Annotated in this window: 21 protein-coding genes and 1 riboswitch; of the genes, 9 read left to right on the forward strand and 12 right to left on the reverse strand. The window is 72.8% G+C overall.

The genetic code is table 11. The features are described 5' to 3' along the window. Window positions 1-8: 8 nt before the first annotated feature. Window positions 9-320, reverse strand: a complete 312-nt coding sequence (locus ACFOYX_RS16820; protein ID WP_322442759.1) for a hypothetical protein — start codon at window positions 318-320, stop codon at window positions 9-11. A 101-nt stretch (window positions 321-421) separates the two neighbouring features. Here ACFOYX_RS16820 and ACFOYX_RS16825 point away from each other — a divergent pair, with 101 nt between their 5' ends. After that, window positions 422-760 carry a DUF952 domain-containing protein gene (locus tag ACFOYX_RS16825; protein ID WP_322442758.1) on the forward strand — a complete coding sequence of 113 codons (339 nt, stop codon included), beginning with the start codon at window positions 422-424 and terminating at the stop codon, window positions 758-760. A 161-nt stretch (window positions 761-921) separates the two neighbouring features. Then, window positions 922-1,461: an acyltransferase gene (locus ACFOYX_RS16830; protein ID WP_322442757.1), complete on the forward strand. Its 540-nt coding sequence runs from the start codon at window positions 922-924 to the stop codon at window positions 1,459-1,461. Between the two features lie 57 nt (window positions 1,462-1,518). Here ACFOYX_RS16830 and ACFOYX_RS16835 read toward each other — a convergent pair whose 3' ends face one another. The 4 genes from ACFOYX_RS16835 to ACFOYX_RS16850 all read right to left on the reverse strand — a co-directional run bounded on the left by ACFOYX_RS16835 (window position 1,519) and on the right by ACFOYX_RS16850 (window position 7,883). Further along, window positions 1,519-3,267, reverse strand: coding sequence for a CDP-glycerol glycerophosphotransferase family protein (locus ACFOYX_RS16835; protein ID WP_322442756.1), 1,749 nt, complete (start codon window positions 3,265-3,267; stop codon window positions 1,519-1,521). Between the two features lie 191 nt (window positions 3,268-3,458). Continuing rightward, on the reverse strand, window positions 3,459-4,742 hold the full coding sequence (locus ACFOYX_RS16840; protein WP_322442755.1) for a nucleotide sugar dehydrogenase: 1,284 nt from the start codon (window positions 4,740-4,742) through the stop codon (window positions 3,459-3,461). Window positions 4,743-4,746: 4 nt separating this feature from the next. After that, window positions 4,747-6,315 (reverse strand): glycosyltransferase, encoded by a 1,569-nt coding sequence (locus ACFOYX_RS16845; protein WP_322442754.1) that lies wholly within the window; start codon window positions 6,313-6,315, stop codon window positions 4,747-4,749. Beyond that, window positions 6,312-7,883, reverse strand: coding sequence for a glycosyltransferase family 4 protein (locus ACFOYX_RS16850; RefSeq protein ID WP_322442796.1), 1,572 nt, complete (start codon window positions 7,881-7,883; stop codon window positions 6,312-6,314). The genes ACFOYX_RS16845 and ACFOYX_RS16850 overlap by 4 nt, the downstream gene beginning before the upstream one ends. Before the next feature lie 299 nt (window positions 7,884-8,182). On the opposite strand from ACFOYX_RS16850, the gene ACFOYX_RS16855 reads away from it, so the two are divergent. The 3 genes from ACFOYX_RS16855 to ACFOYX_RS16865 all read left to right on the forward strand — a co-directional run bounded on the left by ACFOYX_RS16855 (window position 8,183) and on the right by ACFOYX_RS16865 (window position 13,260). Then, complete coding sequence (locus ACFOYX_RS16855) at window positions 8,183-9,358, forward strand: hypothetical protein (protein WP_322442753.1); 1,176 nt, start codon at window positions 8,183-8,185, stop codon at window positions 9,356-9,358. 315 nt (window positions 9,359-9,673) lie between these two features. Continuing rightward, window positions 9,674-11,119: a glycosyltransferase gene (locus ACFOYX_RS16860; RefSeq protein ID WP_322442752.1), complete on the forward strand. Its 1,446-nt coding sequence runs from the start codon at window positions 9,674-9,676 to the stop codon at window positions 11,117-11,119. Continuing rightward, window positions 11,116-13,260, forward strand: coding sequence for a glycosyltransferase family 1 protein (locus ACFOYX_RS16865; protein ID WP_322442751.1), 2,145 nt, complete (start codon window positions 11,116-11,118; stop codon window positions 13,258-13,260). The genes ACFOYX_RS16860 and ACFOYX_RS16865 overlap by 4 nt, the downstream gene beginning before the upstream one ends. Window positions 13,261-13,417: 157 nt before the next feature. Here ACFOYX_RS16865 and ACFOYX_RS16870 read toward each other — a convergent pair whose 3' ends face one another. The 4 genes from ACFOYX_RS16870 to ACFOYX_RS16885 all read right to left on the reverse strand — a co-directional run bounded on the left by ACFOYX_RS16870 (window position 13,418) and on the right by ACFOYX_RS16885 (window position 17,985). Beyond that, window positions 13,418-15,031, reverse strand: coding sequence for a glycosyltransferase family 4 protein (locus tag ACFOYX_RS16870; RefSeq protein WP_322442750.1), 1,614 nt, complete (start codon window positions 15,029-15,031; stop codon window positions 13,418-13,420). 31 nt (window positions 15,032-15,062) lie between these two features. Beyond that, window positions 15,063-16,091 carry a Gfo/Idh/MocA family oxidoreductase gene (locus ACFOYX_RS16875; protein ID WP_322442749.1) on the reverse strand — a complete coding sequence of 343 codons (1,029 nt, stop codon included), beginning with the start codon at window positions 16,089-16,091 and terminating at the stop codon, window positions 15,063-15,065. Continuing rightward, window positions 16,088-17,197 carry a DegT/DnrJ/EryC1/StrS family aminotransferase gene (locus ACFOYX_RS16880; protein ID WP_322442748.1) on the reverse strand — a complete coding sequence of 370 codons (1,110 nt, stop codon included), beginning with the start codon at window positions 17,195-17,197 and terminating at the stop codon, window positions 16,088-16,090. Before ACFOYX_RS16880 ends, ACFOYX_RS16875 begins: the two co-directional genes overlap by 4 nt. A 155-nt stretch (window positions 17,198-17,352) precedes the next feature. Further along, window positions 17,353-17,985, reverse strand: a complete 633-nt coding sequence (locus tag ACFOYX_RS16885; protein ID WP_322442747.1) for a TetR/AcrR family transcriptional regulator — start codon at window positions 17,983-17,985, stop codon at window positions 17,353-17,355. A gap of 163 nt (window positions 17,986-18,148) precedes the next feature. On the opposite strand from ACFOYX_RS16885, the gene ACFOYX_RS16890 reads away from it, so the two are divergent. The 4 genes from ACFOYX_RS16890 to ACFOYX_RS16905 all read left to right on the forward strand — a co-directional run bounded on the left by ACFOYX_RS16890 (window position 18,149) and on the right by ACFOYX_RS16905 (window position 23,234). Beyond that, complete coding sequence (locus ACFOYX_RS16890) at window positions 18,149-19,054, forward strand: ABC transporter permease (RefSeq protein WP_322442746.1); 906 nt, start codon at window positions 18,149-18,151, stop codon at window positions 19,052-19,054. Beyond that, on the forward strand, window positions 19,047-19,847 hold the full coding sequence (locus ACFOYX_RS16895; RefSeq protein ID WP_322442745.1) for an ABC transporter ATP-binding protein: 801 nt from the start codon (window positions 19,047-19,049) through the stop codon (window positions 19,845-19,847). Before ACFOYX_RS16890 ends, ACFOYX_RS16895 begins: the two co-directional genes overlap by 8 nt. 141 nt (window positions 19,848-19,988) lie before the next feature. Further along, on the forward strand, window positions 19,989-21,500 hold the full coding sequence (locus ACFOYX_RS16900) for a bifunctional cytidylyltransferase/SDR family oxidoreductase (RefSeq protein ID WP_109803187.1): 1,512 nt from the start codon (window positions 19,989-19,991) through the stop codon (window positions 21,498-21,500). Between the two features lie 21 nt (window positions 21,501-21,521). Then, window positions 21,522-23,234 (forward strand): CDP-glycerol glycerophosphotransferase family protein, encoded by a 1,713-nt coding sequence (locus tag ACFOYX_RS16905; RefSeq protein ID WP_322442744.1) that lies wholly within the window; start codon window positions 21,522-21,524, stop codon window positions 23,232-23,234. 43 nt (window positions 23,235-23,277) lie between these two features. On the opposite strand, the gene uppS is transcribed toward ACFOYX_RS16905, so the two are convergent. The 3 genes from uppS to ACFOYX_RS16920 form a co-directional block, all read right to left on the reverse strand. Next, window positions 23,278-24,060, reverse strand: coding sequence for a polyprenyl diphosphate synthase (gene uppS, locus ACFOYX_RS16910; RefSeq protein WP_322442743.1), 783 nt, complete (start codon window positions 24,058-24,060; stop codon window positions 23,278-23,280). Window positions 24,061-24,093: 33 nt separating this feature from the next. Continuing rightward, complete coding sequence (locus ACFOYX_RS16915; RefSeq protein WP_322442742.1) at window positions 24,094-24,843, reverse strand: alpha/beta fold hydrolase; 750 nt, start codon at window positions 24,841-24,843, stop codon at window positions 24,094-24,096. A gap of 122 nt (window positions 24,844-24,965) precedes the next feature. Beyond that, the gene (locus tag ACFOYX_RS16920) at window positions 24,966-25,787 is read right to left on the reverse strand and encodes a C39 family peptidase (RefSeq protein ID WP_322441243.1); all 822 of its coding nucleotides are present in this window, start codon (window positions 25,785-25,787) and stop codon (window positions 24,966-24,968) included. 227 nt (window positions 25,788-26,014) lie between these two features. Then, window positions 26,015-26,155, reverse strand: a riboswitch (cyclic di-AMP (ydaO/yuaA leader). Between the last annotated feature and the right edge of the window lie 98 nt (window positions 26,156-26,253).

The raw sequence follows: 26,253 nt of genomic DNA on the forward strand, positions 1-26,253 counted from the left end.
GGCAGCGCTCACAGGCCGAAGACCTCGTCGGCGGTGGCGTCCCGGACCCCGTCGACGAAGCCGCGGAAGCCCGGGTCGTGGTGGCTGAGCGGCACGCTGGTCACCGCCACGCCGGTGGCCTGGGTGACGGCGTCGACCAGCGGCGGATAGTCGGTCTCCGACGCGCCGAGGGTGTCGTCGTCCGCCTCGGCCAGGTTGATCACGTGCTGCACGTCCTCGCTGGGGGTGTCCGGGTCGCCGGCCCACTCGGTGCCGGCCTGGTGGCACTCGTCGTAGACGGCCCGCTGACCGTCGGTCCAGTCGTCGTCGTAGCTGGCCATCGGCATCCCTCCGCACCTGTCGCATCCGAGCATGCCGGTTGGGCGGGCCCGGTCGGGGCGGTACCGGTGAACCGACCGGCGCGCCGCCCTAGGCTGCGGTGATGATCTACAAGATTCTGTCGACCGACGAGTGGAACCGGGCCCGAGCCGCGGGGCACTTCACCGGCACGGCCATGGACCATCAGGACGGGTACATCCACCTCTCCGGCCCCGACCAGGTGGTGGAGACCGCTCACCGGGTGTTCGGCGGGGTCACCGGGCTCACGCTGCTCAGCGTCGACCCGGACCGGCTGGGCGGGGCGCTGCGCTGGGAGCCGTCCCGGGGCGGGGCGCTCTTCCCGCACCTCTACGGCGTGCTGCCGGTCGACGCGGTGCTCGCGGCGGAGGCGTTGCCGGCGGACACACCCGCCGCCGACGCGGTGGCGGCGCTGCTCGGCTGACGGCCTCGTTATGCTACGCCGAGCCCGCGCCCCGGCCTCGGCAGCCAGAGTCCGGGGCGGCCGGGCGGTCCTGGCCCGCGCGGCCGCGACGGTCAACCGGCGCGGCAACCACGCGGCACCGACGGCGCGACGACGCGCCCTGCGACGATGCGAGTTGAAGGATGACTGACACCAACGACCGGTCCCCTGTCTTCGTCCACCCGACGGCCGACGTGGAGGAGGGCGCCCAGCTCGGCGACGGCACCAAGGTCTGGCACCTGGCCCACATCCGCTCGACCGCGCAGGTCGGCGCCGGCTGCGTCATCGGGCGCAACGTGTACGTCGACGCCGGCGTCACGGTCGGCGACCTGGTGAAGATCCAGAACAACGTCTCCGTCTACCAGGGCGTGACCATCGAGGACGAGGTCTTCGTGGGCCCGTGCGCGGTCTTCACCAACGACTTCCGCCCGCGCGCCCAGAACCCGGACTGGAAGATCACCCCGACGCTGGTCCGCCGGGGCGCCTCGATCGGCGCCAACGCCACCCTGGTCTGCGGGATCGAGGTCGGCGAGTTCGCGATGATCGCCGCCGGTTCGGTGGTGACGAAGGACGTCCAGCCGTACCAGCTGGTCGCCGGCAACCCGGCGCGGCCGAAGGGCTGGGTCGACGAGCGGGGCGAGGTCATCTCCCGGGACGTAGACAACCCGCCGCAGCGGGGCTGACGCACGCAGCGGGGGCGACGGCCGTCGGCCGTCGCCCCCCTTTCGTCGGCGCGGCGGTCAGTCGCAGAGGCGATCGATCTCCGCCCGGAACCGGTCCATCGGGTTCACCCCGGCGGGTCCGAGCAGGTACTCCTTCAGTTCCCGCCGCGCCTCGGTCATCGGGTCGTCCCCAGCCCGGGTGACGGTGATCACCTTCGCCAGCTCACCGCAGTCCGGGGAGAGCAGGTACGCCGCCCGGGCGGTCGGGTACGTCCGCCGGAACTCGTCCTCGGGCAGGCCCGCCGGGTTGGCCACCACGTACGGCCGCTCGCTCTGCACGAAGTCGGAGACCACGCTGGAGACGTCGCTGATCAGCAGGTCGGTGACGTTGAAGCAGTCGAACAGGGCCGGCGTACGGGCGGTGACCACCAGGTGGGCGGTGCCGTCGAGCGAGGTGGCGTCGGTGTCCCCGCCGGCGGCGCGGATCCGGGCGACGATCCGCTCGTGCGCCGCCCGGGCCTGCTTCGACCGGGTGCCGGTCAGCGGGTGCGGCTTGTAGACCACCCGGACCCCGCCGGTGGCGAGCAGCCCGGTCACGATCCGCTCCCCCATCAGCACCAGCGAGGTGTGGTACGGGTCGTCGTCGAGCCAGCCCTCCCAGGTGGGAGCGTAGAGCACGGTGAACGGGCGGTCGGTGGCCGCCGAGCCGAAGGTGTGCACCCCGGCGAGCTGCGGGCGGCCGATCTCCACGATGTCGCGGTCCAGCACGCCCACGCCGGCCCGAGCATACCGCTCCCGGCCGGCCGGACCGGCCACCCAGACCTCGTCGTACACCTTGCTGTAGGGGTTGACGCTGGCCTGCTTGTCGCTGTCGCCGTGGCCGACGAAGACGTGCTTCACGCCCGGCTCGCGGAGCAGGTGGATGTTGGCGCCGACGTTCGCCGCGTACAGGGCGACCCGGACGCTGCTCAGGTCGAGGTTCATGAAGTCGACGCCGGCCGGTACGCAGACCACCGGCAGCCGGGTGTCGGCCAGCTCGCGGAACGCGTCCTCGTTGCGCAGCAGCACGACCGCGCGGTGCCCGGCCGCCTCGATCGGGGCGAGCCACATGTTGGCCTGGTAGACGTCCTTCGCCGGGCCGGCGAAGTAGAGCGCCACCTCGGGCCGCTCCCCGGCCAGCCAGGCGTGCAGCGCCGGCAGTACCCCCGGCGTCCGGCCCCGCCCGCGCAGCCAGCTCAGCGCCAGCACCGCCGCCGTCACGGCCCCCACGGCGAGGGTGACCAGGCCGGTCACCACCACCGGCGTCACCCGGTCGGTCAGCGCGGCCACCACGGCCGCCGGCACGAGCAGCATGTTGAGCAGCGGCAGCCGGTCCCCCTCGATCCGGCGCGCCCAGGCCGGCGGGGTCGGCACCCGGCGCGACCCGCCGAGGTCGATGTTGCGGGTCAGGGCGGGGGCGCTCGCCCGCCGCTCGCCCAGCACCGCGAGGGCGCCGGTGCCGACCGCGACGGCCCAGAGCGCGGCGGGCAGCAGGATGACGACGACGGTGCCGCCCACGCCGGGGCGGACCGCGCTGACGGTCAACAGGACGACCGACAGGTCCCGGGTGAGCTGCCGCCAGACCAGCCCGAGCCCGCCCTTCTCCAGCAGCTCGCCGGTCGCGGCGAACCGGGTGGCGAGGGCGAACTCACCGGCGATGGCGACCAGCCCGGCAACCGCGAACGGGACCACCCAGCCGAAGACGCCGGCCAGGACCATGATCCCGTACGCCAGCAGCACCGCGCCGACCGTGGCGATGCCCTGCTGGCTCCGTACTCTGCTGAACAAGGAACGCTCCCTGTCTGCCCACCGGCGTCGATGAGATCCGATACCGGGCGGCTGCGGCCTTGAACGGGCCAGGTAACCCAAGTATTGCCCGGGTGAACGGCCGACGACCCCTCACCACCGGTGTCCGCCGGGCGGCGCAAACGCAGTGGGCCCCGGCCGCGACGGCCGGGGCCCACTGGCGGGCGAACGGGTCAGCCGCCGATGACCACCCGGCGGACGCCGGTCCAGCGGGCCGGGTCGGTGACCCGGCGGCCGTCGACCAGCACCGTCACGCCCGGCAGGTCGGCCGGGGCGAGGGTGCGGTACTCGGCGTGGTCGGCCTGGATCACGGCCGCCCCGATCGGCTCGCCGTCGTAGCCCGGCAGGCCGTGCGCGACCAGCTCCTCGTTGGTGTACATCGGGTCGGAGACGTACGGCTTGGCGCCCCGGGCGCGCAGCGCCTCGACGGTCGGGAAGACGCCGGAGAAGGCGGTCTCCTTGACGCCACCCCGGTACGCGGCGCCGAGCACCAGCACCCCGACGTCGGTCAGGTCGCCGTACGCGGCGGCGAGCAGGTCGACGGCGTACTCCGGCATGGCGGCGTTGGCCTCGCGGGCCGAGCGCACGACGGTGGCGGCCGGGTCGTTCCACAGGTACATCCGCGGGTAGATCGGGATGCAGTGCCCGCCGACCGCGATGCCCGGCGAGTGGATGTGGCTGTACGGCTGGGTGTTGCAGGCCTCGATCACCTTGGTCACGTCGACGCCCACGGTGTCGGCGAACCGGGCGAACTGGTTCGCCAGGCCGATGTTGACGTCCCGGTAGGTGGTCTCCGCGAGCTTGGCCAGCTCGGACGCCTCCGCGGAGCCCAGGTCCCAGACACCGTTCGGGCGGTTCAGGTCGGCCCGCTCGTCGAAGTCCAGCACCGCCTCGTAGAAGCGCACGCCGTGCTCGGCCGACGCCTCGTCGATGCCCCCGACCAGCTTCGGGTAGCGGCGCAGGTCGGCGAAGACCCGGCCGGTGAGCACGCGCTCGGGGCTGAAGACCAGATGGAAGTCCTTGCCTGCGGTGAGGCCGGAACCCTCCTGGAGCATCGGGGCCCAGCGCTCGCGGGTGGTGCCGACCGGCAGCGTGGTCTCGTAGCTGACCAGCGTGCCCGGCTTGAGGCCGGCGGCGATGGCCCGGGTGGCGTCGTCCATCCAGCCGAAGTCCGGCACCCCGTCAACGTCCACGAAGAGCGGGACGACCACGACGACCGCCTCCGACTCGGCGACCGCGGCGGCGGTGTCGGTGGTGGCCGACAGGAGCCCGGCGGCCACCGCCTCCTTCAGCTTGACGTCCAGGTCGGTCTCACCCGGGAACGGCACCGCCCCGTCGTTGACCAGCCGCACGACCCGCTCGGAGACGTCGGCACCGATCACCCGGTGCCCCTTCGAGGCGAACTGCACGGCGAGCGGCAGACCGATCTTTCCCAGCGCGACGACGCAGATCTTCATGGAACTACTTTCCTCCTGAGGGCCAGATTCGGCGGAGACGGGCAATGAACCGACGGGGGGTCACCGGCGTGATCGCGACGATCACCTGGCCCTTGTGGTTCGTGGTGGGCGTGACGAGGTGGAGCCGGACACCGTGGCGGGCCACCCGGCGCGGCGCCGCGAGGCGGCGGTCCGCCCGCAGCGGTGCGGACGCGATCCCGCCCAACGCGGTCACCTCGGCCTGTACCACCCGACGTTCCCCGTTCGGCGTGACGACCGCGAGCAGCTGGTCCACCGCGAAGTCCGTCCGTACGACGGTACCGGGGCCGCCCGGGGCGACCGAAGTGACACCCGCCAACTCGCCCACACTGACCCGGACCGCGTCCGCGGCGAGCTCCGCCAGCTGCGCCCAGCGGCTCTGCGCGGTGATCACCAGGGCGGGACCGCCGGTGGCGTCCCGCCCCCAGGCCAGCTCGGTCGCGGTCAGCTTCGCCATCAGCTTGGCGGCCTGGGCGGTGGCGTCGTACCAGTCGTCCGGATAGCCCAGCCTCGGGTCCCGGAAGCCGACGTAGTGGGCGTACCAGCGGTCGCCGGCGATGGTCACCTCCGGCAGCACCGGGTCCGCCTGCTGGCGGATCAGCTCGCGCAGCCGGTCCAGGTCGGCGTCGCGGGCCACGACCATCCGCAGCCGGACGTCGGGCGCCATCGCCGCGACGATCCCGTCGGTGAGGTACGCCTCGGCGAGCTTGCGGATCCGGTCGTGGACCTGCTGCTGGACGTCCGGGCCGAGGTCGAGGAACTCGGGCCGCAGCAGCTTCGCCACCTCCCAGGTGAAGTGGCGCAGCAGGATCGCGTCGCGGCGGCGGCCCGGCTCGATCAGCCCGGCGACGAAGCCGACCAGCTCCTCGGCGCAGCGCAGCCGCTCCTCGAACCGGCTGGCGTAGGTGATGTTCTGCGCGTTGTCCCGTTTGACCGCGTAGTAGAACTCGTAGTCGGCGAGGACGGAGATCTTGACGGCCCGGAAGCAGGCCTCGAGGGTGAAGGGCTGGTCGCTGCCCATCGGCATGTCCTCGCGGAACCGCAGGCCGTGCCGTTCGATCAGGTCCCGACGGAACAGCTTGGTGTTCGACAGCGACCAGGGCAGCGGGCTGTCGAACAGGTCCACCTGCTCCTGGGTGCTGGCGTAGATCGCCTGGTGGACGTAGCGCTTGTTGGTGCCGACCATCCGGCCGAGCACCACGTCGGAGCCCCAGCGGTCGGCCGCGTCGACCAGGCGCTCCAGCGCCTCCGGGCCGAGGTGGTCGTCCGAGCCGATGAAGAAGACGTACCGCCCGCGCGCGTGGTCCAGGGCACGGTTGCTCGGCACCGCCGGGCCGCCCGAATTGGGCTGGTGGAGCACGGTGACGGTGCCCGGGTAGCGCTCGGCGAACCGGTCCAGCTCCGCCCCGCTGCCGTCGGTGGACCCGTCGTCGACCGCGACCACCTCCAGCCGGTCCAGGCCGATGGTCTGCTCGACGAGGGAGTTGAGGCAGGTGGTGAGGTACGGCATGGTGTCGTAGACGGCGACGACCACCGTCACGTCCGGCTGGCTCACGCGCCCACCCCCACCGAGGTCGGGGCGGCACCGGAGGCCGGGGCGGTGCCCGGCGTCGGGCGCGGCCGGTCGGGCAGCAGCCGGGAGTACACCCCGTCCAGCACCTCCGCCTGCGCCTCCCACGTCCACTGCGCCAGCAGCCCCGGCCGCTCGTACGCGGCCCGGTAGCGGGTCGGGTCGGCCAGGACCGCCCGGACCGCGCGGACGAAGTCCGCCACGTCCTCGGCCCGGAACACCTCACCCTGCCCGGTCTCCCGGACAGTCTCGGCCATGGTCCGCACGTCGGAGACGACCAGCGGGAGGCGGGCGTGTGAATACTCGAAGAACTTGGTGATCAGCGCGATCTCGTGATTCGGCCAGTGCTGGATCGGGATGACCCCGACCTGCGCGCCGGAGAGGAACGGCACCACCTGGTGGTGCGGCACGTACGGCAGGACGTGCACCCGGCCGGCGACGCCCAGCTCCCCGGCCCGGGTGAGCAGGCCCTTGACGTACGCCGACGCGGGCTTGTTCACCACCAGGGCGACGTGCGCGTCGGGCAGCTCCGGCAGCGCCTCGACCATCACGCCGAGGCCCCGCTTCGCGGCGGCCACCCCGCTGTAGACCAGCAGCGGGGTCTGCGGACCGATGCCGCACAACGCACGGATGTCCGGCACCGGGGCGGTCGGGTCAGCGGGCAGCTCGTCCACCGCGGGGGCGTTCAACACCACCGCCGGACGCTCCGTCAGGCCGTGCTCGCCCTGCAGCAGGTCGGCCAGGCCGCCGGAGACGGTCATGGTGGCGTCGGCGTACGGGACGTACTCCCGCTCGTGGGCGACGTTCCCCGGCAGCCAGCGGGCGTTGTCCCGCCATGGCTGCACGCCGGGGAGGTACTCGTGGGCGTCCCAGACCAGGGCGATCCGCCGGCCCTTGGCGGCGGCCCGGATCTTGGCGCGGGCGCCCACCCCGATCATCCGGAAGTCGTTGGCGTGGATCAGGTCCGGGGCCAGCTCGTCGACCACCGGGCCGTAGGCCAGCTCGTAGTCCCACAGGCCCGGCTCCAGCCGGCGCCAGGCGCCGTCGCCGCGCAGCTTCTGCCAGAACAGCGTGTACGCCCGGTCCCACGGCCCGTCGAGCTTGCGGCCCCGGCGGGCCTGGGTGAGCTGGCGGTTGCGGAACGAGACCCAGCGGCGGGCCAGGCCGGCGAGCTTCTCCTCGGCGCGCAGCGCGTGCCAGGACAGCCCGGAGGGCGTGCCGGAGCCGGCCTCCCGGGCGGCGGCGGTCAGCGCGGCCCGCCGGACCCCCAGGTCGGCGCGCCAGGCCTTGACCGCCTGGATGCGGTGGGCGGCGATGCCGCTGGGCGGGTAGGCCAGCGGCCGGCGCAGCCAGGCGCGGCGGAACTCGTGCCGCCGCTTGGCCAGCGGCTCGGGCATGGGGACCAGCCGGACCTGGGCGCCGCCGAGCTGCCAGGTCCGCGGCTGCCCGACCGGCGCCCGGCCGAGGAGGACGACCTCCCAGCCGGCTTCCGCCGCCGAGCGCGCCGCCTTTTGCACCCGGGAGTCACCGTCGACCCCGTTGTCCACCAGCATGACGACCCGTCCCCGGGTGCCCGCCGCTGCGGTAGTGCCGTCAGATCCCATTCCTGCCCGTCTCCGTGTCAGCCAGCACCGCGCCCGCGGACCCGAGCGAGTCTACGACAACGCATCGGCCGGAAAGGTCCGCCGCCGTCGGTGGTCCGCGCCCTCACGCGCCGGTTGCTACCCTCCATGCTGTTCAACGACCGGTGACGTCGGGAGTTCGCGGGACGGGCCGGCGTCGAACCTCCCGGCGGACCGGGTGCCTTCGGATCACCCCAGCTCAGCGCGGACGGGATCGCAAGATGGACGTGATGACGACCGAGGAACCAGGCCGGCCGACGCCGGCCGCGGAGCCGGCGAGCCCCGCCCCGGGCCGGGCCACCCTCGGCCGGCGGCTGCGGGACGCCGCTCGGTACGCGCTGCCCGCGCTCGCGGTCTACGCCGCGATCCGCCTGGTGGGGCTGCTGACGGTCTACCTCTGGGCCCGCAACGTGGGCGCCTCCCCCGGCAAGGGGCTGACCCGGGCGGACGGGAACTGGTACCTCGCGATCGCCCAGCACGGGTACGACGGGTACGAGAAGACGCAGAGCAACATGGCGTTCTTCCCGCTCTACCCCGGTCTCACCGCGGGCCTGGACCGGATCTCCCCGCTCAGCCCGCGCGAGGCGGCGCTGATCGTGGCGTGGCTGGCCGGCCTGGCGGCCGCCTGGGGGCTGTTCGCGATCGGCGCGTACCTGCACGACCGGCGTACCGGCGTGCTGCTCGCCGCGCTCTGGGCCGCGGTGCCGCACGGCGTGGTGGAGTCGATGGGCTACAGCGAGAGCCTGTTCACCGCCCTGGCCGCTTGGACGCTGTACGCGCTGCTGCGCCGCCGCTGGCTCACCGCCGGGGTGGTCTGCCTGTTCGCCGGCCTGACCCGGCCGACCGCCTCGTCGCTGATCGCGGTGGTGGGGCTGGCCGCGCTGCTGGCGATCGTCCGGCGCCGGGACGGCTGGCGGCCATGGGCCGCCCTGCTGCTCGCCCCCGCGGGCTGGCTCGCGTACCTGGCCTGGGTGGGTGTCCGGACCGGGCGGCCGGACGGCTGGTTCCACATCCAGTCCGCCGGCTGGGGCACCACCTTCGACTTCGGCGTCTACACGGTGCGGTGGGGCCAGCTGGTCCTGTCAGAGGTGGCCGTGCTGCCGATGCTCGTGGTCACCGTGGTGGCGTTGCTGGCGATCATGTTCTTCGTGCTGAGCCTGCTCGACCGGCAACCCTGGCAGTTGCTGCTGTACAGCGGGCTGCTGCTGGTCACCACGCTCGGCGCGGCCGGCTACTACCACTCCAAGGCGCGCTTCCTGCTGCCGGCGTTCCCACTGCTGCTCCCGGCGGCCGTGGGCCTGGCCCGGGCCGGCTGGGCCCGGGCGGTCACGGTGCTGGTGCCGGTGACGGCCTTCTCGGCCTACTTCGGCGGGTACCTGCTGCTGATCTGGCGGTATTCGCCCTGACCGGTCAGCGGGAGAGGGACCGGACGCCGGTCGGCGGCCGTGGGGCCGGGGCCCGCCCGGCGGCGGCACGTCCGGCGCCCGCGACGGCGCTATTGTAGTCTCCGCGCTCTGTCCGAGGGTCGTTTCGCGACCATCGGCGGAGCAGACACCGCCTCCGGCCGACCACAAGGTACGGCGTACCGCTGATGGAAAGGTCCCTCCCGGCATGGTCCCGCTCGGTGGACGCCCGACGGTCGTCGCCTCCCGACCGGGTGGCGAGGGCCGGCCGTCCGGGTCACGACGCCGCATCTCCCCACCTCCCCAGGATCGGAATCGATGAACAACGGGCGAAATCTCTGGGACTCGTTGAAGCTCCCCCGGGCGCGACGGTCCGGGTCCCGACCGCACATGATCTACCTGGCGATCGGCTTTCCCCCCGCGGCCAAGAGCTGCGCCTACCGGATGCGCGAGACGGCCAACCAGTTCGCCGCGGCCGGCTGGGACGTGACCGCCGTCACCATCATCGACGAGGCGTGGGAGCGGGAGTACGGCCTGGACCACACCCTCGCCGCCGGGGTGGACTCCCGGGTCCGGGTGGTCAAGCTGCCGCTGGTCCGCGACGACCTGGAGACCGACATCCGGGCGTTCAGCGAGACCCGCGCCCTGGCCCACAAGGACTACCTGGCCCAGTTGCGCAAGCGGAACCTCAAGGTCTTCCCCGAGCCGGTCTTCGGCGGGTGGCGGCCGGCGCTGGAGAAGGCCCTGGTGCAGATCCACCGGGACAAGCCGGCCGACCTGCTGGTGACGACCTGCGCCCCGTACGTGAACCTCGCGGCGACCTGGAAGCTCTGGGAGACGCACCAGGTCCCGTACGTGGTCGACTTCCGCGACGGCTGGTCCGTCGACGTGATCAACAACGGCGAGGCGTTCCCGAAGGAGTCGGTCTCCGGGCAGTGGGAGATCAAGCTGCTCACCAACGCGATCGCCATCTGGAACGTCAACGAGCCGATCTCCCGCTGGTACCGGGAGCGGTACCCGGAGCTCGCGCACAAGATGCGGGTCGTGCGCAACGGCTACGACGCGTCCAGCATCCCGGCCCAGGCCCGGCCGGTGGCCCCCGACCGCCCGCTGACCTTCGGCTACCTGGGCGCGCTGAACCTGCCGGTGCCGCTGCTCGACGCGGTCCTGCAGGGCTGGCGGACCGCCCGCGCCGAGGACCCGGCGCTGAAGGACGCGCGCTTCGAGGTGCGCGGCCACATCGGCGCCGCCTGGGCGCGGGGTGACAACGCGCACGCCGAGTTGCTGAAGGCCGCCGCCGCGGACGGCGTGGTGGTCGGCGGTTCCGTGCCCAAGGCCGAGGTCATCGACCTGTACGCCCGCTGGGACGCGGTCGTGCTGATGGTGACCGGCGGCCGGTACATGACCTCCGGGAAGGTCTACGAGTACATGGCAACCGGCCTGCCGGTCGTCTCCGCGCACGAGGCGGACCACGACGCCTCGACGGTGCTGTCGACGTACCCGCTCTGGACCGGGGCGGTCGGCCTGGACCCGGCCGAGCTGGCCGGCGCGTTCCGCCGGGCCGCCACGTTCGCCCTCAACGCCACCGAGGCCGACCGGGAGAAGGCGCGGGCCGAGGCGAAGCAGTACGCCCGGGAGGCGCAGCTCATCCCGGCCGTTCAGGAGGTCACCGAGCTGGTGCACGGCACCGGCGGACGGACCGGCACCCCGCCCGTTTCCCCCGCCGGCGCTGCTCGCGTACTGGCCAGAGAAGGTAGGTCATGATCGAGGTCCTGATGGTCCTAGGAGCCGTCCCCGGCCGGGTGGCGGTCCTGACCGACGCGCTCGAGCAGTTCCGGTCCCTCGGGGTCACGGTGCGCGTCGCCTGCACCTTCGACCCGGACAAGATCCCGGCCGCGGCCGACCTCGCCGAGCTGCACCTGCTGCCCACGGCCAAGGAGCTCGGCCCCCGCTTCGGCCGGATGGTCAAGCGGGCCAGCCCGGCCCGCCGCCCGTGGCTGCGCGCCCTGCGCGACCCGTGGGTCCGGCGCCACGCCAAGCGGGCCGACGTCCTGGTCGCCCTGGACCAGCAGGCGCTGCACACCGTCTGGCAGCTGGCCCACCGCTACCGCCGGGCCGACGCCGTCTTCGGCATCGCCCCCGCGCTGCGCGCCGTGGAGAAGCGGTCGGCCGATCCGGCCCGGTACCGGCGTCCCCGGCTCACCACCCTCGGCCCCTCGCCCCTGCTGGTGGTGAACAGCACCCGCAGCCAGACCATCGACCTGGCCAAGGTGGTGCTGGAGGCGGCCACCGGGCAGAAGGCCATGCGCCTCGGCGCGGTCCGCTGGTTCTGGCAGCGGGCGGTGGCCGCGCCCGGCGTCCCCGAGCGGTACCGGGGCAAGATCGCCCGGCGGGTCAACACCAGCATGCACCGGGCCGGGCACAAGGCCAGCGCGAACCAGCTGGCGTTGGCGGCGCAGGGCCGGCTGAAGAGCAGCACCACCAAGGGGCACCTCCTCGGCCCGATCGTCGAGGCGGAGCTGAACCAGGGCAAGGTGCCCGCGCACCTGATGACCGTGGCCAAGGGTCAGCTCGCCGTCGCCGACGGCTTCCTCAAGAAGCGGAACCCGGGCAAGGCAGCGCCGCACGTGCTGCGCGCCTTCGACCTGATGTTCCACCGGATCGCGCACTTCGACGGCGTCACCTCGCCGCTGGCCGAGGACCCGGAGGGCTTCCTCGCGCCGCTGCACGGGAGCAAGGTGGGGCAGGCGATGGCCACGCCGCGGGGCAGGCGGGCGCCGGCCCAGTTCCCGCCGGCGGACCGGCCGCACCGGATGCTCTTCTTCACCGGGCTGAACGACAACTTCCTCGCCCCGATCCTCGAGCGGTACGAGGCGATGCCCGACGTGCAGGTGCGCCGGCTGAACCTGGTCGAGGAGTCGATCCGCCCGGTGCTCAGCAACGGCCGGACGAACCTGGTCCACCACATGCTCGCGGGCACCTCCAAGCGGGCGGAGGAGGTGGCGGAGGCCTGGGGTGAGCACCTCGCCTGGGCGGACACGGTCTTCGTGGACTGGTGCAACCTGCCCGCCGCGATGCTCACCATGATCGACCCCGGCACCACCCGGGTGATCGTGCGCCTGCACAGCTTCGAGGCCTTCAGCTGGTGGCCGCACCTGGCCGACTGGTCCCGGGTCGACGACCTGGTCTTCGTCTCGGAGCACCTGCGTGACCTGACGCTGGCGGCCGTGCCGCGGCTGCGCGCCCCGCAGGGGCCGCGCACGCACGTGGTCAGCAACGCGATGGAGCTGCACCGGTACGCGGGGCCGAAGACGGACGACGCGCGGTTCACGCTCGGGCTGATCGGGCTCAGCTCGCTGGCCAAGGACCCGCGCTGGGCCCTGGCGGTGCTGCGCGAGCTGCGCAAGCGGGACGAGCGGTACCGGCTCAAGCTGATCGGCGACGACCTGCGCGCCTCGCTCAGCCCGGCGGTGCGGGCGTACGTCGCGGAGCTGGACCGGGAGCTGGCCGAGCTGGAGTCCTCCGGCGCGGTGATCCGGACCGGCCGGACCGAGGACGTGCCGGGCGCGCTGACCGACGTGGGCGTCATCCTGAGCACCTCGGTGCGGGAGAGCTTCCACTGCGGACTGGTCGAGGGCGCCGCCAGCGGCGCCGTGCCGGTGGTCCGGGACTGGCCGTTCTTCGCGGGCCGGCAGCACAGCGCGCGCAGCCTCTTCCCGAGCGACTGGGTGGTGGGCACGCCGGAGGAGGCCGCGGAGCGGACCCTCGCCGTCACCGCGTCGGAGGACGGCTGGCGCGAGGCCGGTCAGGCCGCGGCCTCCCACGTGCTGAGCACGTGGGACTGGTCGGTCACCCAGAAGGACTTCGACCGCCTGCTGCTGGAGCCACCGGCCACCGCCGGCTGACCATCGGCACGAACAACACCGGGGCCGTCCCGCCATCGCGGGACGGCCCCGGTCGTCTTCTCGTGGGGGCTCGGCGGCGCCCGGTGCGGCACGGCGGCCCACCGGGGAAAATGGACCGGCCGGCTCCGCCCTGGGGCGGAGCCGGCCGGTCCTCGCGTCAGCGGGTGGTACCCGCCAGCTCCCGCTGGTCCCCCGGGACCCGGGTCGCCGGCACGGCGCCGCCGGCGGCCGCGGCGGGGATGCCCAGCAGGCCGCTGTAGACCTGGTCGAGGACCCGCGCCTGGGCCTCCCAGGTCCAGCCCTCCAGCAGGCCGGGCTTGTCGTACGCGGCCCGGTAGCGTGCCGGGTCGGCGAGCACGGAGCGGACGGCCCGGACGTAGTCGGTCAGGTCCTCGGCCCGGAAGACCTCGCCCTGCCCGGTGTCCCGGGCGGTCTGGGCCATGGTCTTCACGTCACTGACCACGATGGGCAGTCGCGCGTGCGAGTACTCCAGGAACTTCGTGATCAGCGCCAGCTCGTGGTTGGGCTTGTGGTGGATCGGGATGACGCCCGCGTCCGCCGCGGACAGGAACGGGACGACCTGCCAGTGCTTGACGTACGGCAGCAGGTGCACCCGGTCGCCGACGCCCAGCTCCACGGCCCGTTCCAGCAGCGTCTCCGAGAACCGGTTGTCCCCGTTCGGGTTCATCGTCACGAAGGCGACGTGCACCTCGGGCAGCTCCGGTAGCGCCTCCACCATGAGCTGGACGCCCCGGCTCGGGTTCACGGCACCGGCGTAGACCAGCACCGGCGTCCGCTCGTCCACCCCGCAGAGCGCCCGCAGGTCGGGCGTGTCGCCGTCGGCGTCGGCCGGCGGCGCCATCGGCGCGTTGAGCACCACCGCCGGCCGTTCCGGCAGGGCGTGCGTCTCCTGGAGCAGCTCGGCGAGCGTGTCGGAGACCGTCACCACCGCGTCCGGGTAGGCGGCGTACTCGGCGGTGTAGGCGATCTGGGCCGGCAGCCAGCGGGGGTTGTCGGCCCGACCGGTGATGCCGCCGACGAACTCGTGGGCGTCCCAGACCAGCTTGGTGTCGCGTCCGGCGGCCCGGGCCCGCAGCATCGCCCGCGCCCCGACGCCGAGCATCCGGAAGTCGTTGGCGTGGATGATGTCCGGCTCGAGCTCGTCGATCGCGGTGCGGAAGGCCAGCTCGAAGTCCCACAGGCCGGGGTCCAGCCGGCGCCAGCTGCGGTTGCCCAGCAGCGCCTGCCAGCTCCTGATCGGCAGCTTGGTGAGCAGCGAGTCCGGGTCGACCTGACGCTCGCGCAGCCGATGGGTCTCACCGGCCCGGAACTTCACCCACCGGGCCAGCACCACCGCCGCGGCGCGGGACGGCAGCTGCGCCGTCCGGCCGACGACGGCCGGCAGCCGGCCGCCGAGGACCTGCGCCCGGATCCGGCGCTCGTACAGTTCGGCCTGCCAGGCCTTGATCTCCTGGATCCGGTACGCGGCCTTCGTCCCCGGCGGGTACGCCAGCGGCCGGCGCAGCGAACGGCTGCTGTCCCGGGGGAGCCGGTGCAGCGGCTTGGGCACCCGCAGCAGCCGGACCTCCGCCCCGCCGATCTGCCAGGTGTCCGTGTCGGAACGGGCGTTGCGGATGCCGAGGAGGAAGACCTCCCAGCCGGCGTCCGCGGCCGACCGGGCGGCCTTCTGGACCCGGGAGTCGCCGTGCACCCCGTTGTCGACGAGCATGACGACCCGGCCGCGTGACCCGGTCGTGCTGTTGGAAGCCATCGTGTATCCCTCCCCCTGGAATGCGCTGCGGCTAGCGGGCGACGGCCGGTTCGTCGCTCTGGCTCGACGCCACGGAGACGACCTTGCCGTCGGAGGCGGACTCCAGGAGGCCGGCGGCCACCTGCACCGTGCGCAGACCCTGCCGCAGGGTGACGATGTCGCTCTGCTTGCCCTCGACCGCGTCGCGGAACCGCTCGTGCTCGACGAGCAGCGGCTCCCGCTTCGGGATCGCGTAGCGCACCATGTCGCCCTCGGCCACCCCGCGGAACGCGCGCAGCGCCTCCCACTCGGTGTCGATGGCGCCGTTGGCGTAGAAGGTCAGGTCGGCGGTGAGCGTGTCGGCCACGAAGCAGCCCCGGTCACCGGTGATCACGGTGGACCGCTCCTTGAGCGGGCTGAGCCAGTTGACCAGGTGGTTCACCATCGTGCCGTCGGCGAGCTGGCCGACCACGGCCACCATGTCCTCATGCAGCCGGCCGCTGCGGGAGACCGTGCGGGCCGACACCGAGGCGTACTCCTGGCCGGTCACCCAGGCGGTGAGGTCGATGTCGTGGGTGGCCAGGTCCATCACCACGCCGACGTCGGCGATCCGGTGCGGGAACGGCCCCTGCCGCCGGGTGACGACCTGGTAGACCTCGCCCAGTTCGCCGGCCTCGAGCCGGCTGCGCAGGTTCTGCAGGGACGGGTTGTAGCGCTCGATGTGCCCGACCCCGGCGACCAGGCCGGCGGCCTCGAACGCCTCGACGAGCCGGGTCGCCGCCTCGACCGACTGGGCCAGCGGCTTCTCGATCAGCGCGCTGACCCCGTTGGCCGCCAGCTCCAGGCCGACCGGCTCGTGCAGCGCGGTCGGGCAGGCGACCACCGCGTAGTCGATGCCCATGGCCAGCAGGTCACCGAGCTGCGGCACCACCGGGGCGCGCAGCGTGCCGGTGACGTCGCCGGCCGGGTCGACGATGCCGACCAGCTCGACGCCGTCCAGGTTGGACAGCACGCGGGCGTGGTTGCGGCCCATCGCGCCGAGGCCGATCAGGCCGGCGCGCAGCTTGCGTCCGCCGCTCATCGGGCACCCCCGGCGAGGTTGGCGGCCTCGGCGATCCGCTCCAGGTCGGCCTGGGTCAGCGACGGGTGGACCGGCAGCGAGAGCACCTCGGCGGCGGCCCGCTCGGTCTCCGGCAGCTCCCACGGGCCGGGCTTGCCGTCCTCGGTGAGGTACGGCTTGAGCCGGTGGATCGGCGTCGGGTAGTAGACGGCGTTGCCGATGCCCAGCTCGGTCAGGCGGGCCTGGGCGGCGTCCCGGTCGCCCTTCACCCGCACCGTGTACTGGTGGTAGACGTGCTTGGCCGCGTCCGCCACCGGCGGGGTGACCATGCCGGTGATGTTGGAGTCGAGGTACTTGGCGTTGGCCCGGCGCTGCTCGGTCCACTCGCCGAGCTGACCGAGCTGCACCCGGCCGATCGCGGCGGCCACGTCGGTCATCCGCATGTTGGCGCCGACGATCTCGTTGGCGTACCGCTGCTCCATGCCCTGGTTGCGCAGCAGCCGCAGGGTGCGGGCCAGCTCCGCGTCGGCGGTGGTGACCATGCCGCCCTCGAGGGCGTGCATGTTCTTCGTCGGGTAGAAGCTGAAGCAGCCGGCGGTGCCGAAGGCGCCGACCGGGGTGCCGTGGAGGCTCGCGCCGTGGGCCTGGGCGGCGTCCTCGACGACGGCGAGGCCGTGCTGCTCGGCGATGGCCATGATCCGGTCCATCGCGGCCGGGTGGCCGTACAGGTGCACCGGCATGATGGCCACGGTCCGCGGGGTGACCGCGGCGGCCACGGCCTCCGGGTCCACGCAGAAGCTGCCCGGCTCGATGTCCACGAAGACCGGCTCGGCGCCGACCAGCCGGACGGCGTTGGCGCTGGCGGCGAAGGAGAACGAGGGCACGATGACCTCGTCGCCGGGGCCGAAGCCGAGCGCCATCAGGGTGAGCTGCAGAGCGGACGTGCCGGAGTTCACGGCCACGCAGTGCCGGCCGGCGACGAGCTCGCCGAACTCCTCCTCGAACGCCGCGACTTCCGGGCCCTGCACGACCCGGCCGCTCCGCAGCACCCGGACAGCCGCCTCGATCTCGGCCTCACCGATGATCGGTCGTGCTGGGGGGATGAACTCTGGGTGCGGCCCAGCCATGGGGCTTCCTCCTGTCGACAAAATGCTCATTGGGGGTTCCGGGGGGATGGTAGCGGGTTCGGTGGAAAACTAGCTGGTCGCGGTAATTTGTCCGACCAGTTGTGTCCTGTTGTTCATGATCGACGAGTCGGGTCGCGAACGACGCGCAGCGGGGGTCAAATCTCCACCTCGTCGCGGACGGGCCCCACGCATGCTACCCGGAGCGCCGCGACGATCGCGGTCGCCATTCGCGGCACCTCCTCCGTCCGCAGCGGCGCCCGGGCGATGGCCAGCCGCCAGTAGATCGGCCCGACGATCAGGTCGACCGCCGCCCGCGGGTCGGTGTCGGTGGGGAGCTCCCCGCGCTCGACGGCCCGGCCGATCAGGATCCGGCCGACCGCCTGCTGGTAGTCGTCGAGTGCCTGCTGGAGCTTCTCGGCGATCTGCGGGTTGCGGGCGGCCTCGGCGAGCAGGTCCGGGATGATCTGTGAGGCCAGCCGGTGACGCAGCGCACGAGCCATCACGTGCAGCAGGATCTCCAGGTCGCCGAGGAGGCTGCCGGTGTCGAGCAGCGGCAGGTTGCGCCCGGCCACGGCGGAGACCATGTCCAGCACCAGGTCGAGCTTGGAACGCCACCGGCGATAGATGGCCGTCTTGCTCACCCCGGCCCGCCGGGCCACCGCCTCGATGGAGAGGCGGCCGTAGCCGACCTCGGCCAACTCCTGCATGACGGCAGCGCGGATGGCCGTGGTGATCTCGCCGCGCAGCACCGCCGCACCGGCCGGCGCACGCCTCTTCTCGGTCGTCACGTGGGACAATGTAGCGCAACGACGATACGGTTGCGTCCCGACGTGTTTTGGACTACCTTCCACGCAGCAGCGAGGCGGCTCTCCCCGCACTGGCCACGCTAGATTTCATCGCCGCGACACATCACTTGCTCCCCATCGGCACGGAAGATCGGAGCGCCTGACCATGGCCAACACCGCGGTGGCCGACCCCAACTCCGGAGTGACCCAGGCGCAGCTCGCGCAGCGGCACGGGCTCCGGATCGCGGGGGAACGCCCACCCCTGGCCGAGTACACCCGCAAGCTGTGGGCGTACCGACACTTCATGACCGCGTACTCGCGGGCGAAGGTGGCCTCGTCGTTCAGCAACACCCAGCTCGGCCAGCTCTGGCAGGTGCTGACCCCGCTGACCAACGCGGCGGTCTACTACCTGATCTTCGGCGTGATCATCTCGCAGAACCGGAACGTGCCGAACTTCATCGCGTACCTCTGCACGGGTGTCTTCATCTTCACCTTCACCCAGAGCGCGGCGTTGCAGGGCACCAGCGCGATCACCGGCAACCTGGGCCTGATCCGGGCGCTGCAGTTCCCCCGGGCGGCCCTGCCGATCACCGTCACGCTGGTGCAGTTCCAGCAGCTGCTCATGTCGATGGTGGTGCTGGCCGGGATCGTGTTGTTCACCGGCGAGCCGATCACCTTCCGCTGGCTGCTGATCGCGCCCGCGCTGGTGCTCCAGTCGATCTTCAACGTCGGGCTGACCATGATCATGGCCCGGATCGGCTCGAAGGTCACCGACCTCAAGCAGGTCATGCCCTTCGTGCTGCGGACCTGGCTCTACGGCTCCGGCGTGCTCTACAGCGTCAAGCTGTTCGAGGACCGGCTGCCCGGGTGGGCGGCGACCGCCCTGGAGTCCAACCCGATCCTGGTCTACATCGAGCTGGCCCGGTACGCGCTGCTCGACTCGGCGTACCCGGAGCACATCGCGTCCTCGCCGCTGCGGCTGTGGACTCTGGCCGTGGCCTGGGCGGTGGCCTTCGGTTTGGGTGGATTCGTCTACTTCTGGCGCGGAGAAGAGGAGTACGGCCGTGGCTGACCAGACCCAGCCGGCGGGCAACGCCGCCGTGGCGGACGCGGGACGGGTCCCCACCGTGGTGGTGGACGACGTGCACGTGATCTACAAGATCCACAAGGGCGCCACCGGGGGCACGAGCCCGGTCGCCGCCCTCAAGCGCATCGTGTCCCGAACCAACGCGCCGAACATCCGTGAGGTGCACGCGGTCAAGGGGGTGAGCTTCACCGCGTACCAGGGTGAGGCCATCGGCCTGATCGGCAGCAACGGCTCCGGCAAGTCGACCCTGCTGCGGGCCATCGCCGGGCTGCTCCCGCCAGCCCGGGGCGCGGTCTACACGCTGGGCCAGCCGTCCCTGCTCGGCGTGAACGCCGCCCTGCTCAACGACCTCTCCGGCGAGCGCAACGTGGTGCTCGGCTGCCTCGCCATGGGCATGTCCCCCGAGGAGGTCAAGCGGCTGGCGCCGGAGATCATCGAGTTCTCCGGGATCAACGAGCGCGGCGACTTCGCCTCGCTGCCGATGCGGACCTACTCCTCCGGCATGGGCGCCCGGCTGCGCTTCGCCATCTCCTCCGCGAAGAAGCACGACGTGCTGCTCATCGACGAGGCGCTGGCCACCGGTGACCGCAAGTTCCGGGCCCGCAGCGAGCAGCGGGTACGGGAGCTGCGCGACAGCGCCGGCACGGTCTTCCTGGTCAGCCACTCGATCAGCTCGATCCGGGACACCTGCGAGCGGACCATCTGGCTGGAGAGCGGCGTCCTGAGGATGGACGGCCCCACCGACGAGGTCTGCGACGCGTACGAGGGTCAGAACTAGCCAGCCGGAGCGCACCGGCCGGGGCCCGCCCCGGTCGGTGCGCTCCGTCGTACGCGTTAAGGTTTTCTGGTCGCCGGCGAAAGTTCACCACCCGGTCATCCAGGCGTAGAACCCCATCCCCCGCAGAAGTGAGGAACGGCAATGACGCAGGATCGCACCACCGCACCGGACGCCACGCCGGCGAGCCCGGCACCCTGGCGCCCCTCGCGGACGGTGGCCGTCATCCTCGCCGGAGGGACCGGGACCCGCCTCGGGCTGGGCATCCCCAAGCAGCTGCTGAAGATCGCCGGCAAGCCGATCATCGAGCACACGCTGGCCGTCTTCGAGGCCGCGCCGGAGATCGACGAGATCATCGTGCTGATGGCCACCGGCCACGTCGCCGACGCTGAGCGGATCGTCGCCAACGCCGGATTCCGCAAGGTCAGCCAGGTGATCGAGGGCGGCGACACCCGCAACGCCACCACCCGGATCGCGCTCGACGCGGTCGGCGAGGGCGACGTCAACATCCTCTTCCACGACGCGGTGCGGCCCCTGGTCAGCGCCCGGATCGTGCGCGAGTGCGTGAACGCCCTCTGGACGTACTCGGCGGTCGACGTGGCCATCCCCTCCGCCGACACGATCATCCAGGTCGACCAGGACGACTGCATCACCGACATCCCCGTGCGCGCGACCCTGCGGCGGGGGCAGACCCCGCAGGCGTTCCGGTCCGGCACCATCCGGGAGGCGTACCGGCGGGCCGAGGGCGACCCCGACTTCGCCGCCACCGACGACTGCGGCGTGGTGCTGCGCTACCTGCCCGGCACGCCGATCAAGGTGATCGACGGATCGGACGAGAACATCAAGGTCACCCACCCGGTCGACGTGCACCTGGCGGACAAGCTCTTCCAGCTCGCCGCCGCGCAGGCGCCCCGGCTGACCGACCAGCGCAGCTACACCGAGGAGCTGACCGGGCGAACCATCGTGGTCTTCGGCGGCAGCTACGGCATCGGCCACGACCTCGCCGAGCTGGCCCGCCGCTACGGCGCCCAGGTCTTCCCGTTCAGCCGCTCCACCACCGGCACGCACGTCGAGCGGGCCGAGGACGTGGCGGCGGCGCTGAAGACCGCCTTCGAGGCCACCGGCCGGATCGACCACGTGGTGGTCACCGCCGGCATCCTGGAGAAGGGCGCCCTCGCCGAGATGGACGAGGAGACGATGGACCGGCTCCTGCACGTCAACTTCGTCGGCCCGGTCACCATCGCCCGGCAGTCGCTGCCGTACCTCCAGCAGACCAAGGGTCAGCTGCTGCTCTACACGTCCAGCTCGTACACCCGGGGCCGGGCCCGCTACGCGCTCTACTCGGCCACCAAGGCCGCCCTGGTCAACCTGACCCAGGCGCTCGCCGACGAGTGGGCGGAGTTCGGCGTACGGGTCAACTGCGTCAACCCGGAGCGCACCGCGACCCCGATGCGGACGAAGGCGTTCGGCGAGGAGCCGGAGCACACCCTGCTCTCCTCCGAGGCGGTCGCCCAGGCGTCGCTGGACGTGCTGATCTCCGACCTGACCGGCCAGGTCATCGACGTGCGCCGGGCGCCCGGCGAACAGGTCGCGGCGGTGCCCGCCCAGCCGGGCGCGCACCCGTCCGAGCAGCTCTCCGCCGACGTCGACGCCTGACCCACCGAACGGACGACCGACATGCGTGGTGACCTGGTCCGGAAGCTGCTCGCCCGGGTGCTGACCACCGGGCTGGCGGTGCTGGCGTTCCTCGTCGTGGCGCTCACCGGGGCGACCGGGTGGGGGCTGGCGATCGCGGTGGCCGCCCTCGCGGCCGCCGCGGTGGAACGCCGGATCCGACCGGGCGCCGACGGCGTCGCCGAGTCGGTCCTGGTCGCCGCGGGCATCCTGGTCGGGTACGCCCGCCGGCTCGACGGCGGCTTCCACGCGGCGCTCGCCGCCACCGCGCTGGTCCTGCTCGGCCTGGTCCTGCTGGCCGCGCCGCTGCGCGCCGCGGGCGCCCTGGAGATCCGCGCCGCCAACCTGCCGGTCCGCACCTGGACGCCGCGGGTCACGGAGCGGCTCGGCGACGCGCTGCTGGTGCTGCTCGGGCTCGTCGCGGTCGCCGCCGCCGCCACCCTGCCCGCGTGGGTGCCGCTGGTCGCCGTCCTGCTGGTCGCCGCCGGCTGCGCGGCGGTCGGCCTGGACCTCGCCCGGCGGCGGTTCCGGCCGCCGGCCGGCGGCGGTCCGGTGGGCCGGGCGCTGCGCCGCCACCAGCCGGAGTTCCTGCTCTACTTCTCCGCGCCGCCCGGGTCGGAGTACCAGGTCACCATGTGGCTGCCCTACCTGGAACGGATCGGCCGGCCGTTCCTGGTGCTGCTGCGCGAGCCGGAGTTCCTGCCGGCCATCGCGGCCGCCACCAGCGCCCCGGTCGTCTTCTGCCCGACCCTCAAGACGATGGACGAGGCGCTGGTGCCGAGCCTGCGGGCGGCGTTCTACGTCAACCACGGCGCTAAGAACAGCCACTGCATCCGCTTCTCGCAGCTCACCCATGTCCAGCTGCACCACGGCGACAGCGACAAGGCCCCCAGCGCCAACCCGGTGTCGGCGATCTTCGACCGGATCTTCGTGGCCGGGCCGGCGGCGATCGACCGGTACGCCCGGGCCGGCGTGGAGATCCCCGCGGAGAAGTTCGTCGTGGTCGGCCGCCCGCAGGTGGAGGCGATCGAGGTACGACGGGAGCCGGCGCGCCGCCTGGCCGCCCCGACGGTGCTCTACACCCCGACCTGGACCGGGCACCACGCCGACGCCGACTACTGCTCGCTGCCGGTGGCCGAGACGGTGATCCGCCGGCTGCTCGACCGGGGCGCCACGGTGATCCTGCGGGCCCATCCGTACACCGGGCAGAACCCGACCTCGGCCCGGCAGCTCGCCCGGCTGACCGAGCTGCTCGCCGCCGACCAGGCCCGGACGGGACGGGCGCACCTCTGGGGCGCGACCACCCGCGAGCTGACCCTGACCGAGTGCGTCAACCGCTCGGACGCGCTGGTCTCGGACGTCTCCGGGGTCATCTCGGACTACCTCTACTCCGGCAAGCCGTACGCGGTGACCGACATGGGTGTCGACGGCGAGCACTTCGTCGAACGGTTCCCGCTGGCCGGCTCCGGTTACGTGCTGCGCCGGGACATGTCCAACGTGGACGATGTGCTGGCGGAGCTGCTCGACACCGACCCCAAGGCGGCCGACCGCTGGGCCACCCGGAGCCGCTACCTCGGCGACTTCCCGGCCGACTCGTACGCGGAGGCGTTCGTCGACGCCGCCCGCCGCCAGCTCGAACCGGACTGGAACCCACCGGCGCCCCGGGCCGCGGACGCCGTCACCCAGCACGGCTCCCCCCTGTCCCCGACGCCCTGAGCAGTCCTTCCGTCGCGGCGTCCGACGGTGCTCGTCCGGGTGGTCACGCCCCGAATCGTCGACCACGAGCGGAGTAGGAGCGCAGGGCGCGCAGGAAATCGATCTTCCGGAAGCCGGGCCAGTACACGTCGCAGAAGTACAGCTCGGAGTAGGCGGCCTGCCAGAGCAGGAACCCGGACATGCGACGTTCTCCGCTGGTGCGGATGATCAGATCCGGGTCGGGCTGGCCGCCGGTGTACAGACGCGCCGCGATGGCGTCGGCGGTGAGGCGTTGCGCGACGTCGTCGAGTGCGGCGCCCGCTCTCGCCTCGTCCTCCAGCAGCGAACGAACCGCACTGACGATCTCCTCGCGGCCGTCGTAGCCGATGGCGACCGTGAGGTGGAAGTGGGCGCCCCGCTCACGGGTGGCGTCCTCGGCGAGTTTCAGGGCGTGGCGGGTCGAGTCGGGTAGCACGTCCGCGCGGCCGGCCAGGTGGAGCCGCCACGGGTTGGCCGGGCGCAGGAGTGGCTCCGCGACGACCTCCTCGATCATCCGCATCAGGTTCTCGACCTCGTCGGACGCGCGTTTGCGCATGTTGTCCACGGAGGCGACGAAGAGCGTGACGTGGCGGATGCCCGTCTCGGCACACCAGCCCAGTACCTCGTGGATGTGCTCCGCGCCGTACCGGTGGCCCAGCCCGGGGTCGTCGAAGCCCATCTGCCGGGCCCACCGGCGGTTTCCGTCCATCAGCATGGCAACGTGGCGCGGCAGTGTCTGATGAGCCAGCTGGGCGCGGAGACGGCGGGCGTAGAGCTCATAGGCAAGGCGGCGGATGGGCTGCATCATGATCAGATATAACCACCTCAGCCCGCCCGCGCATCAGTGGTACGGGTCGAGGAGGGCGAGGACCGCCTCCGGGTCCTCGACGTGGGCGTTGTGCCCCAGGCCGGGCAGGGTGGCCACCGGGACGCCGAACTCCTGCTGGGCGTCGGTCACCATCGGATCGTGCTCGCCGCGAGCCAGCAGCACCGGCACGTCGGTCGCCGCGAGCAGCGCCGCCAGCCGCGGCTCCCCGACCCCGAACGCGGCCGGGTCCATCGCCAGCCGCCAGCGGCCGTCCTCCCGGCGCAGTCCGGCGTCGACCACCGGGTGGTCCGGGGCGAAGAGGCCGGCGAGGCCGGAGACCCGCAGGTAACGGCGGGCCGCCTCGTCCCGGCTGGCGAACCAGGTGACCGGCCGCTCGGCCAGCTCCCGGGCCTTGTCCAGCTCGGCGGGCGACCAGACCGCCTTGATGCCCAGCCCGACCACCGCCTCGATGGCCAGGCCGAGCTGCCGGGCGGCCAGCGCCAACGCCACCACCCCGCCGAGCGAGTGCCCGAGCACCACGAGCCGGTCCCGCGGTCCCAGCCGGTCGGCGACCGGCGCCAGGCCATCCACGACCCGCCGGGCCAGCGCCGCGAAGGTGTACGCCGGCAACGGCGGCGACCAACCGTGCCCGGCCAGGTCGGGGGCGAGCCACCGCCCCGCCCACCGGCGCTCCAGCAGCGGCGCCCAGGGCAGCCACACCTCGCCGGTGGCGCCCAGGCCGTGCAGCAGCAACAGCTGGCGGGTACCCGTCTCGTCGCCCATGGGGCGCAGTGTGCCACCGGTGGGACACCACGCGCGAGAGCCGGCGGCGGCCCGGACGGTCGGGCATACGACGTCGGGCACCGGCTCCTGGAGCCGGTGCCCGACGGGTGACGCGGAGTGGATCAGGCGGAGTAGCCGCGGGTGGCCATCCAGTTCGCCAGGTCGATCGTGGTGATCCAGTACGCCGGCAGCGCCGGGTTCGCCGAGTCGGCGATCCGCACGGTCCGGCCGTCGTTCTTGTAGCCGACCACGGCGATGTAGTGACCGCCGGGGAACGAGTGCCAGCCGCCGTCGGTGTCGGTGGCGGAGCCGACGATGTTGGCGACCACGCCGCGGCCGTCGGTGATGGCCTTGACCACGTCGGCCTGGAGCTGGTCCATCTGGGCCGGGGTGGCCGGGCCGGGGATCACGTGGGTCCGGTACGGGTTGCCCTTGACCATCTGGTTGAGCCCGCGGGTGGTGTCCTCGGCCGAGTTGGTGCCGTTCTCACCGGCGTTCAGGGGGGCGACCATCGCGTCCTGGGTGGTCTCGACGCCGCTGGCGCTGAGCGCGTTGCGCACCGCGGCCGGGCCGCAGTTCCAGTAGGCGGTCTGTGCCTCGTAGGTGTAGTCGAGGACCTTGGTCGACGGCGGCTTCGGCGCCGCCTTGCGGGTCAGGTCCGGGTCCGGCTTGGCCGAGGTCGCCGTCGGCGACGCCTTGGGGCTGGGCGAGGTCGACGGGACGGCGGCGATCCGCTCCTGGCTGCGGGTGGCCACGTCGCCGAGACGCGGGGCCAGCTCGGAGACGGCGGCGGTGGTCTCCTGGCGGACGGGCGCGTCGCCGGTGCCGGCGAGCAGGGCGCCGGTGCCGGAGGCCAGCACGAGCGCGGCGGCGGAGCCAGCCACGATCTGGTACGGGCGCTCGGTGGCGAGGCGCCGCAGCTGCCGCTTCAGGGTGTGCTTCATCTTGGTCCTCCACGGAAGGCGGGAGCGGCGCACGCCGATCCGACGCGCGGAGGAGCTCACGCGTGACGAGGGATCATGGGCGGTGCGACCGCGGGAAGGGGGCGCCCGGTCAACCGGGCAGCAGGGCCGATGCCGGAGTCAGCGCGCCGGTCAGGCGAGCGACGGCACCGCGGCGCCGTGGAGGCGGGGGGACGGACGGGGGATGGGATCGAACTGCACGATGTTGGAACTCCTTCCGACACCGCCTACCGGGTTAGCTGACGGATTCGGGCGGGAAGTCGCCCTACCGCGGGCCGTGGCTCGCGGATTCACCCCGGACGTGCACTGGGTCCCCGGTTCGTGAGATCACGATTGAGCGGGTCGGCGCGGCGTCGCTTCTTGCGATCGGAAACCGCACCGGACGCGCTGACACTACCGGTGGGTATCCCCCGTGCCAAGCACCCCCACCTGCTTAAACCTCGGTCAC

The organism is Micromonospora sp. GCM10011541, assembly GCF_042650725.1.
GTDB classification, from domain to species: Bacteria; Actinomycetota; Actinomycetes; order Mycobacteriales; family Micromonosporaceae; genus Micromonospora; species Micromonospora sicca.